Here is a 10,925-nt window from a genome sequence, read left to right on the forward strand (position 1 = left end):
TATGTCTACGTGCCATTGTTGTGAATCTCCTCCTGCACCCATTATCGGATGCGAAACTCACATATTCACCGGACTCCTACCCGGGGACCCAACCAGTCGGACCAGGAAGTTCCGGGATGTTGCAGCAGATCCTCTCCGCGGTCTGTGACCAGGATGATGAGGTGATCTTCGCGTGGAGGTCCTTCGAGGCTTATCCGATCCTCGCCGCGGTAGCGGGCGCGAAAGCTACCCGGGTGCCGCTGCTCCCCGATGAGCACCACGACCTTGATGCCATGGCCGCAGCGGTGACCGACAGGACCCGGGTCATCATCCTTTGCTCACCCAACAACCCGACCGGTGTCTCACTCGGGGCAGCACACACGGAGGACTTCCTCAGCAAAGTGCCACCGCACGTCCTGGTTGTGGTGGATGAGGCCTACGTGGAGTTCCAGGACGAGATTGGTGAAGTGGACGCCCTCGATCTCTACCACCGTTATCCGAACATCTGCGTCCTGAGGACCTTCTCGAAGGCCTACGGGTTGGCCGGGCTCCGGGTCGGATACGCGATAGCCCGGGCACCGCTGGCGGAAGGGTTACGCAGGACCGCGATTCCCTTCGGTGTGAACCGGATGGCTCAAAGTGCGGCCGTGGCATCGCTGGCCGCGCACCAGGAGATGCGTACCCGGGCCATCGACGTCCGGGTCGAGCGCCAACGGATGATCACGGCCCTGCACAATGCCGGCTGGGACGTGCCCGACAGTCAGGCGAACTTTTTCTGGCTCCGATGCGGTGACGACGTCCGTGAACAAATCCTCTCCGCCCTGGCGGACGCTGACATCCTCGCCCGTGGTTATAAGGACGACGGCGTCCGCATCTCACTGGCCGACCGCGACACCAACGAGCGAGTGCTTGCAGTATTGACCGAGCGCGGGAAGTTCGGGGACCAATGACCGACCCAATGGGAGCAGGAATCACCGTGACCGACGCAGCATCGAGTCAGCCGGCACCGGTCCTGCGTCACTCACCCATCGAAGACGTTCTAGGGATCATCACCGGATGCTTCGCGGCATCCCTGGGTCTGTTCCTCCTAAAATCGTGCGAGGCCGTCACCGGAGGTACCGCCGGACTCGCCCTGCTGATTAGCTACGCCGTGCACCTACCCTTCGGTGTCATCTTCCTCGTAGTGAACACTCCGTTCTTCGCCCTGGCAGCCTGGAAGAAAGGGTGGGACTTCACCCTCCGCACGATCGGCGCCGTCGTGGTGGTGTCGACACTCACCCCTGTCCACTCCGCAGTCATCGGAGACATCACTATCGCGCCGCTCTACGGCGTCCTGGGCGGGAACCTATTGGCCAGCATCGGACTGCTGATCCTGTTCCGCCACAAAGCCAGCCTCGGAGGATTCAACATTATGGCACTGATCTTCCAGGAACGTTTGAACTGGCGGGCCGGCTACGTGCAGATGGGACTCGACGTCGCGATCGTGCTTGCCGCACTCGCGTTCGTCCCACCCCTGATGGTCGCTCTCTCCGCGCTAGGGGCAACACTCATGAACCTCATCCTGGCGCTGAACCACCGATCAGGGCGTTACCTGGCTTCCTAGACACACAATATGCAACCAGAGCAATGAGGCGTCCAACCCACCATGGCCCACATCATTGGCTGTTCAATCACCATTCCGATCACCGGCCACTCAACCACCACTAAAAGGAGAACATCGTGCTATTCATCATCATCGTCCTCGCAACTCTCATCGCCGGGTTCGCAGCCGTGGGCAGGCAAGCAACGCCCTCCATCGAACGGGTCCCTTTGCGCAACTGGACCACACGGGACCTACTCGCAAACTTCGCCCAAGGCCTAAACCTCAGCACACCCAGCAACCCAGCGCTCGAGTACTACACAAGAAAGCACTGACGCACGCGAAACGCGGACCCATCACCTGGCAAGTGATCTCACTCGCGGACAGCGCCCCGCTTTGGCGTCACCGCCGTCCGAGAAGTCCGAAGAGGCACCACCGCTACAACATTTGATGGGCCTACTCGGGCCTGAGCGGCGGTTCGTCACTTCCGACGTGCCATGAACATATGCTTCGGCGGATGGAGGTTAGGTATCTGTGGTGCGCGTTCCAGAACGAATCTGCAGGTGTCCGCCGCGGGTGGAGGCCGCCATGACGTCGACGCAGTCGCGCTCCACGGCAGTCCAGGGGTGCGCGTCAATGTCGGATCCGCCGAGCCAGCACGCCGCTCTGGCCAACGGCGTCAGGGCAGTAGCGAGACCGACTGGTTTTTGCATGTCCACCACACAGAGGGATGCCCCAGGTGCAGCGAGGGAGACTATGTTGGCCCACGCGGTTTCCCAGTCCTTCATGAGGGACAGTGCATAGGTGGCCAGGACGGCGTCGGATTGTGACCGGCCACCCTGGGTTGTGATCCTGGATCCGATGTCGGTGGGCGAAAGCTCGGTTGCATCGGCCTGGATGAGAATGACGTTGGTCCAACCGTTGCGTTCTGCCCGCCGGCGAGCTTGTTCCAGCATCTCTGGGCTGCGGTCGATTCCGACAATGATGCCATCCGGGGTGATCTGGCGCTGGAGGAGACTGAAGTTCAGCCCGGTACCGCACCCGACGTCGAGCACCTGGGCTCCGGAGGGTTGGCGGAGCTTTTGGATGCCGATTTCACGGCCGGCCCGATAGACCGGGTATTCGCCGGACATCACATCATAAAATTGTGCGAAGGTGCTGTATTTTCCGGCGATCGGGATCACTCCATGGCAAGTCGTGGTTCCGCGGACCTGCGGAGATGGTGGTGAGAACAGCCTAGGCTAAGGGAGAACCCGGCCGACATAGTGAGAGGGCAGCCTTGTGAAAGACACCACCGAAATAGTGGACCTGTTGGTTATCGGGGGCGGAACTGCAGGCATTGTGGGGGCGAAAACGGCTGCTCGTCTGGGTGCCCGCACGGTGTTGGTGGAGTATGCCCGCACTGGTGGGGATTGTCTTTGGACCGGTTGCGTGCCGTCCAAAACGCTCCTGTCGGCCGGACACTCAGCGGCGGAGCGGTCCCATTCCGGCAGCAGCACTGATTTCGCTGCAGTCCGCCAACGTGTGACGAATGCTATTGCTGCGATCGAACCGGAAGATTCCCCGGCAGCCCTCGAAACGGCGGGGATCACGGTCATGTCGGGCACGGCGCGCTTCACCGGTCCGGGTGAAGCCGCGGTTCACGGCACGACTTTACGTTTTCGGCAGGCGCTCATCGCCACCGGCAGTGCGCCAACAATCCCCCCCATTCCTGGGCTAGATGACGCACCACGGGTCGTCACGTCGGAGACCATCTGGGACCTGGAAACCCTTCCGGAGCGACTGGTCGTGATCGGAGGTGGCCCGATTGCGTGTGAGCTGGGACAGGCGTTCGCCCGGCTCGGCTCGCAGGTGGTGATCCTGGCACGCTCGGAGATCCTGCCGAAGGAAGACCGCGATGCAGCGGCCCTGGTCCGCGACAGTCTGCGTTCCGACGGCGTGCAGGTCATCGAGCACGCCGCCGTGGAACGGGTCAGCGACGACGGCACCGGCGTCGTCTCCGTGGTCCATACCGGCGACGGCCAAGAATTCCTTGCGGACGTCATCCTCGCCGCCGCTGGCAGGAGGGCCAGGACTACGAGTCTGGGCCTTGACCTGGTCGGAGTGAATTGCGATGAAGCCGGCCAGGTGGTGGTCGACGAAGCAATGCGCTCATCAAACCCGACTATCTGGGCTGCCGGCGATGTCACCGCGCACCCCGAGTTCACCCACCTCGCCGGGGTGCACGCCAGCACCGCCGCCTCCAACGCCATCCTCGGACTCCGCCGGAAAGTCAGTAAAGTCATCCCACGGGTCACCTTCACCTCACCTGAAGTCGCCGCCGTCGGCGTCACCGAGGCCGGAACGAAAACGCAGACAACATCAACCATCCAGCACGCTCACACCGACCGTGCGATCACCGAAAACCAGACCGACGGGTTCACACGGATCATCATCGGCAAGGGCGGGCGTATCCTGGGCGGAACGATCGTCGGCCCGAGGGCCGGAGAGTCCCTGGCAGAGCTCACCCTCGCCGTGGATCAAGGGCTCAGCACCCGTGCCATCGCGGGTGTCACGCACCCTTATCCGACCTACAACGATGCCCTGTGGAATGCGGCGGTAGCCCATGCAAGGTCTGGACTGGAATCACCGGCTGCGAGGGTCGCTGTCAAAGCCCTTGCTGGTTTCAACCGGTGGCGGGCGGACGGTTTGAAACGTCAAAGGAACGCTCAGTAACAACGGTATTTTTGGGGTCTGCCTCAGGCAAGGGTTCGGTAGCCGGCGACAATTCGTTGTGCGGCGCTGATCATCACTAGGCCAGCCCACACCGAGGCTATCTGCCAGGCGGCGGCAGGGAAGAGCAGCCATAGACCGTGGACCAGGACGGTCTCCGCCCCTTCTGCGAGCCCGCCGAGGAAGGACAGTGACCGGCCGTCGTCGATCTGTCGGCCATTCTTTTCCGCGATGGACGAGAACGCCAGAAACACGCTGCCGTTAATGTAGTAGGCGAAGAGCACCAAAAGGAACGGCAGCCAGGGTGCACCGAACCCTGCTGTTACCCCAACTGCCACGCCGATGACTGTCGCGCCGTACACGACGAAATCGGCGGAGATATCCCAGAACCCGCCCTGCCCGGCGTCGTGGTTCGATCCTGGCTGTGCGGCGCGTCGTCGGGCTAGCGGTCCATCCAGGCCATCCGCGAGCCGGCACAGCACCCAAGCTACGAGGGCTGGCAACCACCACTGGGCTGCCGCGAATCCCGCGGATGCCAATCCCAGCAGAAGGTTCAATCCGGTCAACCGGTTCGGGCTGATCCATGGGACATCCAGGGCTGCTGCCGCCCGGTTCAACAGGGGCGCCAGGAGCGGCCGTAGTCGGGTATCAAACATCTGTGCTCCTCGCTTTTTGCCGGGCCCGGACGGCGAGAATGACTCCGGTGAGGGTCAGCCCTCCCAGCACCGCCAGTGCCAGTTGGGCTGGCCAACCCAGTTCGAGACCAAACGCGCCTAGAGCCAGGAAGCTCACCGTACCGGGGAAAATGCCGATCATCGTTCCGAGGAAGTAGGGCCACCATCCGAGCGCTGTCAGTCCCGCAGAGTAGTTGATCGCGGTGAACGGCAGCACCGGGATCAGCCGGACCCCGATGACCGCCGCGAAGCCCCGCTTACTGAGAAGTGCATCGACTTTGGCGACTCGGGTGCCGGTGAATTTTTCGACCGCGTCCCTGCCCAGCGCGCGCCCCAGCCAGAATGCGGCGGACGCTCCGATCATTGCGGCACAGTAGACGATCACCAATCCTGGCCCGAAACCGAACAATATGCCGGCCGCGACGGAGAGGATGTTCTTGGGAAGCGGCGCGAGGGTCAGGGCGGCGTACCCGGCCATGAATCCCACCGGCCCCCACCAGCCGGCGCGCTCTACCAGGTCGCGCATGTCGTCCACGGGCGGGATGGGTACGAAGAGGACAACGATGGTTGCCCCCATAATGACGGCAAACAAGATCACGAGTCTGCGGATCGGTGCTACAGGCCGGGGGTGGCCGTGCACATGTTCTCGCCGCATAGTTTTCCGCAATCCGCTGCTCAGCTGCCGGTTCGGGCGTCGGCCCGCTATCGAGGATACTTGAAGCTGCAGCCCCGACCGTCGAAGGATCTCCTGTGTACCCCTCTTTCAGCCCGGAACGTCGGCGTTTTCTGCTGCCTGCTGCTGCGGCCCTCGCACTGGTGCTGACAGGTTGTTCAGGTGCAAGCGTTGAGCCCGCCGAGAATTTTGGTACCTTCGACGAGGTTCTCGCCGCGGCAGCTGGGCAGACTGTCGACCTGTGGATGTTCGGCGGCGACGCGAAAGGTAACGCCTATGTCGATGACGTTCTTGCGCCCGCCGCACAGGATCAGGGCGTCACGCTTCGCCGAGTTCCTATCGCGGACACCCCCGATGCCCTGAACCGGGTATTGAGCGAGCTCCAGGCCGGCCGGAGCGACGGGTCGGTGGACCTGATCTGGGCCAACGGTTCCACCTTCAGTACCGGCAAACAGGCGCAGGCCTGGCAATGCGGCTGGACTGACTTGCTCCCCAACATGCGGTACACCGACCAGGACGATCCCTTGCTGCTCAACGACTTCGGCACCCCGGTTGACGGCTGCGAAGCTCCCTGGCATAAAGCCCAGTTCACGTTCTTCTACAATTCGGATGCCATCACCGACCCACCCACCTCACTTGTTGGCATCCTTGAGTGGGCCCGGGCCAATCCGGGCAGGTTCACTTACCCGGGGCCCCCGGACTTCACCGGCAGCGTCTTCCTCCGCGAGGTCATGCTCAGCACCGCTGGCGGCGCCGATCAGGTGCCGCTCCCCTACTCCGACGAAGCGTTTTCCGAGTACGCGCCCGCGGCTCTTCAAACGCTTGAGGAGCTTGAACCATCGCTCTGGAGGGAAGGTGCCACCTATCCGCGGGACGAACAGGCTCTGAATACCCTCTTCGCCGACGGTGAAGTGGACATCGCGATGACCTACGGCCCTGCCACCCTGACCGATCTGGTCGGATCAGGTGCACTACCGCCGTCAACCAAGGTCCTGACCTTGGAAGAGGGCACGGTCGGCAATGCGAGCTTCCTCGCGTTACCGGTAAACGCCGCAGATGCTGCGGGGGCCATGGTGGTCGCCAACATCGCACTATCCCCTGAGCAGCAAGCCGCGAAGGCAGATCCGGGGACGTGGGGGCAGTTCACCGTCCTCGACACGGATCTCCTCACCCCTACCCAACAGAACCTTTTCGCCCAGCTACCAGAGTCGCCGATCGTCCCGGACTATGAAGAACTCTCACGCAATGCCCACGGCGAATTGGGTTCAGAATGGGTGCCGGCTTTGAATGAGGCGTGGCGGCAAGACGTCGCTTCGGCCCCATGACCGGTCGGCAGGCGTCGACCACCGGTCGCGCCGCCCTCCTTGCCCTGCTGGCAGTGGTCCCGATCGTCGCGGTTGTTGGGGTATCGCTGACCGCCGCAGGGCTGCAAAGTGTTGGACTGATGCCATTTATCGGTCCACCCCAGCTCAGCGCGGACGCCTGGACCAGCGAAACTGGGGAGCTCATCCGTTCGAGTGTCACCTCGGTTTACATTGCCGCAGTTTCCACGGTGCTTTCCCTGGTGGTGGGCTTTATGCTTGCCGCCTATGTGCTCGCCATGCACCGAATGGGTCGGATAGTTGAGACCTTGAGTGCCGCAACGATTCCTATTCCGCACGTGATCGGGGCAGGGGCCATCGGGTTGCTGCTCTCTGACAGCGGATTCCTGGAACGACTCCTCGGGATGCCCGACGCGTTCCCCGCACTGGTTTCCGGTCCGTGGTTCGTGGCCGTCATCGCCGAGTACGCGTGGAAAGAGTCCGCATTCGTCACCCTGGTCGTCCTCGGCAGCATTTCACGCTCCGTCGGAGATCTGTGCGACGCGGCAGCAACCCTCGGCGCGTCCGCGGGCCAGCGTATCGTTCGGGTGGTCCTGCCTCTGGCGGTGCCATCGCTGGCGGTCTCCGCCGCCATCGTCTTTGTATACACCCTCGGCTCCTATGAAGCCGCCTGGCTGCTCGGTCCCACCTCCCCCGAACCGCTTCCGGTCCGAGCCGTGAGGCTGTTCACCTCCGTCGATCTCGCTGCCCGTCCGCAGGCAATGGTGACCGCCCTGGTATCTGTGGCCGTGAGCGTAGTCGTCATCATTACGGCGGTTTTGGTCCTGCGCCGTCATCGGAGCCTGCGATGATTCCCGTTCTGCAGCCAGCGTCAACGTCGATGCGCCGGACTCTCCCCGGGGGTCTCCCCCTGCGGGTGGTCCTGGGTTGCTTGCTCGTGGCCTGGATCGCGGCGCCAATGGTGCCAGTACTTTTGTGGTCGATCGCCGGTCAGTGGCGCGCCCCGGCCGTCCTGCCGTCGTCGTACTCGTTGCAAGGGTTCGCCGACCTCGCCACCGCAGACACTGCCAGGGCCGCCGTGTCCTCGCTTTCACTCGGGCTGGGAGTCGCGGTGATCGCAACCCCCTTGGGTTACGTGGGAGTACTCGCCGTCCGCGCCCTACCTTCCCTACCAGGCCGCTTCGTTGAGTTTGTTCTGTTGGTCCCGTTAGCTATCCCACCGTTCGCGTTGGTGATGGGGGTGAACGTCGCTCTTCTGCGTCTTTACGTATCACCGACACTAGGGGTGATCCTGGTCCTGGTCGTGACGGCGTTGCCCTACACGGCGTTCATGTTCCGCAGCGCCCTGGCAAGCTACGACCACCAGTTCGAGGAGGTCGCCCGCTCACTGGGAGCCTCCCCCGGGCAGGCCGCCCGTCATGTCCGCTATCCCCTGCTCGCCAGCGCAGCCGCCCGCGCCTTTTTCCTGGCCTTCCTCGTCGGATGGGGCGACTACATCACCACCTTGCTCATCGGCGGAGGACAACTGCGCACCCTGCCTCTACTGCTGGGATCAGCCGCATCGACGACGGGAAACGAACAACTCACCGCAGCACTCTCGGTGGCCATCATCATCCCTCCACTGATCCTGCTCGCAGGACTCACCCTGCCCACGGCAAGGAAAAGACGACAATGAGCTCGCGCCTCGAATTCAACACCATCTCCCGGTCCTACGGCGACACTGAAGTACTGCATCAGATTTCCCTCACCGTTCAACCATCCCGCTGCGTCGCATTACTTGGCGCCTCCGGCAGCGGAAAATCCACCCTCCTAAGGATCGCCGCGGGCTTGGACGAGCCATCCTCCGGGGAGGTGGTCGTTGATGGTGAGAACCTCGATGGTGTCCCGTCTGAGCAGCGTGGCGTTGCCCTGGTTTTCCAGAAGCCGCTGCTTTTCCCTCATCTGAGCGTGGTCGATAACGTTGCGTTCTCCGCGAGAATGGCCGGACAGTCCCGCAAAGTGGCCCGGGACCATGCCATGGCGTACCTGAAACTGGTGAAGTTGGCAGACCTCGCACAACGCTCGTCAGGGCGGCTTTCCGGCGGGCAGGAACAGCGCGTTGCACTGGCCCGGGCTCTAGCGAGGAACCCCCGCATCCTCCTCCTCGATGAACCGTTCAGTTCCCTTGATTCCAGGCTAAGAGACGAAATGTATTCGTTGATGGACGATATTCGCGCAGAACTCGCGCCCACCATTGTGCTGGTAACCCATGACCGCCGGGAAGCGTCAGTCCTCGCCGATTCGATCGCGGTCCTTGATAGCGGGCGGATCCTGCAACACGGGCCCGTCGCCCAATTGCACTATCAACCTGCGACGTTGTCGGTCAACAGAATCCTGGGAGGCCTCAACGCCGTACCGGGCAACCTGGCCGACGGTGTCCACCACTCGGCGCTGGGCCGGTTCCCCGTGCAGCCAGGACTCAGGGACGGTCCCGCATTCCTGACCGTCCGACAGGAAGCCATCCGCATCATCGGACCGGCGGACGGACCAGCAACGGTTACCGTGACCGGGATCAAGTCGCTAGGCGCCCACACGTTGGTCCACGTCGCCAGCCTCGGATCACGCAGTTCCGCAGAAACGCTCACGGTCGAGGTCCCGGGCGACCCCGGCATCAGGATAGGTCAGCATGTCGGCTTGCAGCTCGTGAACACCACCGGGTGGGCCGTCACCCAGTAGTAGCTGGGCACACTGTTTCATTCGCCTCGTCCCTACCGTGTCCCAGGTTGCAGAATCTGCACCATCGCGATTCTGACCTGTGATGGGATCCCTTTTCATCCAGCGCTAACGGGTGTCATGAATTTGAGAACCAATCTTGTTATCGCTGCTTTTCATTGAGAATGATAATCGTTAGTGACAAGGGTGGATGAGTGTGATGAGTCTTGCCCTCGAAGGGTTATCTGTGCGGATAGGCGGTCGGTCGCTGGTAGCTGGGTCTCGTTGTCTCTCGCGGCTGGCGAAGCGGTGGCTCTCCTTGGGGCTTCTGGATCAGGCAAGTCACTAACGGCAGCCGCTCTGACGGGATCACTACCTGGTGGTTCGCAAACTTCTGGTCAACTCAACGTTTCCGGACGCGACATTTCTCTCGCCACGAAACACCGCCCGGGCATTGCCTCGGTCCGTCAAGACTCGCTCACTGCTCTTCACCCCTTGGTGAGGATTGACCGTCAACTCATCCCTGTAATCCTGCGGTCAGGGGGTGCCCCAACGCGGTCGGCGGCAGGGTCGCTTGCTGTCTCACTGCTGGAGGACGTCGGCTTCGCCAATCCAGATCGTGTGCTTGGTTCTTTTCCCATGGAACTATCCGGCGGGCAAAGACAACGGGTGTGTATTGTGCAATCCCTTGCATGCCGTTCTTCATTCCTGATCGCAGATGAACCAACGACCGCGCTCGACGTCATATCCCAGCACCATGTTCTTTCAGCGTTACGCAAGGCGATAGGTGAAGGTGCTGGCGTCCTTCTGATCACTCACGACGTTGCTGCGGCAGCATCGTTGTGCTCACGAGCGATCGTCATTAGCGGAGGATCGATAGTCGACGAAGGTTCCTTCGAGTATTTAGCTGCCGCCGACAGGCACCCCGAAGTAACTCATCTCATGGGTGCCGCGCAGCGCACCGTGCGTCGTGGAGGCACTGCTGTCGCATGACTTCAGTCCTTTCAGCCCACAATATTTATCTGTCGCTGTCCCGGCCCGGCCGAACCTTCCGTCGCGGTGTGTCCCGGACGATCCTTCATGGGGTGTCTTTGACTGTCCCCAGTGGTCACGGGGTGGGATTGGTGGGTAGTTCCGGATCAGGCAAATCGACCCTGTTGCGTACCCTTTTGGCTATGGAATCGCCGGACTCAGGTTCGGTGTGGGTATGGCACTCTGAAATGGCCCCACTTAGGGGACTTTTAGCCGTTTGAAGTGGCCCCACCCTCGACCCGCCCGTAGCGTTCTTTTTGTCG

12 protein-coding genes are annotated in these 10,925 nt (G+C 62.3%); 9 read left to right on the forward strand and 3 right to left on the reverse strand.

Annotated features, from left to right (window positions below):
* The first annotated feature begins 20 nt into the window (after positions 1-20).
* Positions 21-929: an aminotransferase class I/II-fold pyridoxal phosphate-dependent enzyme gene (locus IWX64_RS15880; protein ID WP_334683364.1), complete on the forward strand. Its 909-nt coding sequence runs from the start codon at positions 21-23 to the stop codon at positions 927-929.
* An 8-nt stretch (positions 930-937) separates the two neighbouring features.
* Entirely contained in the window at positions 938-1,582 is a 645-nt protein-coding gene (locus IWX64_RS15885) for a YitT family protein (RefSeq protein ID WP_245345804.1), read from the forward strand.
* A gap of 500 nt (positions 1,583-2,082) precedes the next feature.
* Here the strand turns inward: IWX64_RS15885 and IWX64_RS15890 are convergent, their stop codons facing one another.
* A complete protein-coding gene (locus IWX64_RS15890; protein WP_334683362.1) occupies positions 2,083-2,742 on the reverse strand; it encodes a class I SAM-dependent methyltransferase in 660 nt (219 codons plus the stop codon).
* Between the two features lie 97 nt (positions 2,743-2,839).
* Between IWX64_RS15890 and IWX64_RS15895 the strand changes: the two genes are divergently transcribed.
* Positions 2,840-4,273, forward strand: coding sequence for a dihydrolipoyl dehydrogenase family protein (locus IWX64_RS15895; protein WP_196868104.1), 1,434 nt, complete (start codon positions 2,840-2,842; stop codon positions 4,271-4,273).
* A gap of 23 nt (positions 4,274-4,296) precedes the next feature.
* Here IWX64_RS15895 and IWX64_RS15900 read toward each other — a convergent pair whose 3' ends face one another.
* Both IWX64_RS15900 and IWX64_RS15905 read right to left on the reverse strand, forming a co-directional pair.
* Positions 4,297-4,926 (reverse strand): CDP-alcohol phosphatidyltransferase family protein, encoded by a 630-nt coding sequence (locus IWX64_RS15900; RefSeq protein ID WP_196868105.1) that lies wholly within the window; start codon positions 4,924-4,926, stop codon positions 4,297-4,299.
* Positions 4,919-5,536, reverse strand: coding sequence for a TVP38/TMEM64 family protein (locus tag IWX64_RS15905; RefSeq protein ID WP_196868106.1), 618 nt, complete (start codon positions 5,534-5,536; stop codon positions 4,919-4,921). Before IWX64_RS15905 ends, IWX64_RS15900 begins: the two co-directional genes overlap by 8 nt.
* Before the next feature lie 158 nt (positions 5,537-5,694).
* On the opposite strand from IWX64_RS15905, the gene IWX64_RS15910 reads away from it, so the two are divergent.
* From IWX64_RS15910 to IWX64_RS15935, 6 genes are all read left to right on the forward strand, one after another.
* Complete coding sequence (locus IWX64_RS15910; protein WP_196868107.1) at positions 5,695-6,942, forward strand: ABC transporter substrate-binding protein; 1,248 nt, start codon at positions 5,695-5,697, stop codon at positions 6,940-6,942.
* A complete protein-coding gene (locus IWX64_RS15915; RefSeq protein WP_196868108.1) occupies positions 6,939-7,790 on the forward strand; it encodes an ABC transporter permease in 852 nt (283 codons plus the stop codon). Before IWX64_RS15910 ends, IWX64_RS15915 begins: the two co-directional genes overlap by 4 nt.
* The gene (locus IWX64_RS15920; RefSeq protein ID WP_196868109.1) at positions 7,787-8,614 is read left to right on the forward strand and encodes an ABC transporter permease; all 828 of its coding nucleotides are present in this window, start codon (positions 7,787-7,789) and stop codon (positions 8,612-8,614) included. The genes IWX64_RS15915 and IWX64_RS15920 overlap by 4 nt, the downstream gene beginning before the upstream one ends.
* A complete protein-coding gene (locus tag IWX64_RS15925; RefSeq protein WP_196868110.1) occupies positions 8,611-9,654 on the forward strand; it encodes an ABC transporter ATP-binding protein in 1,044 nt (347 codons plus the stop codon). Before IWX64_RS15920 ends, IWX64_RS15925 begins: the two co-directional genes overlap by 4 nt.
* A 183-nt stretch (positions 9,655-9,837) precedes the next feature.
* Positions 9,838-10,623: an ATP-binding cassette domain-containing protein gene (locus IWX64_RS15930; protein WP_334683363.1), complete on the forward strand. Its 786-nt coding sequence runs from the start codon at positions 9,838-9,840 to the stop codon at positions 10,621-10,623.
* A complete protein-coding gene (locus tag IWX64_RS15935) occupies positions 10,620-10,883 on the forward strand; it encodes an ATP-binding cassette domain-containing protein (RefSeq protein WP_196868112.1) in 264 nt (87 codons plus the stop codon). The genes IWX64_RS15930 and IWX64_RS15935 overlap by 4 nt, the downstream gene beginning before the upstream one ends.
* Positions 10,884-10,925: the final 42 nt, after the last annotated feature.

Source organism: Arthrobacter sp. CAN_A212, from assembly GCF_015752345.1.
GTDB lineage: Bacteria > Actinomycetota > Actinomycetes > Actinomycetales > Micrococcaceae > Arthrobacter_D.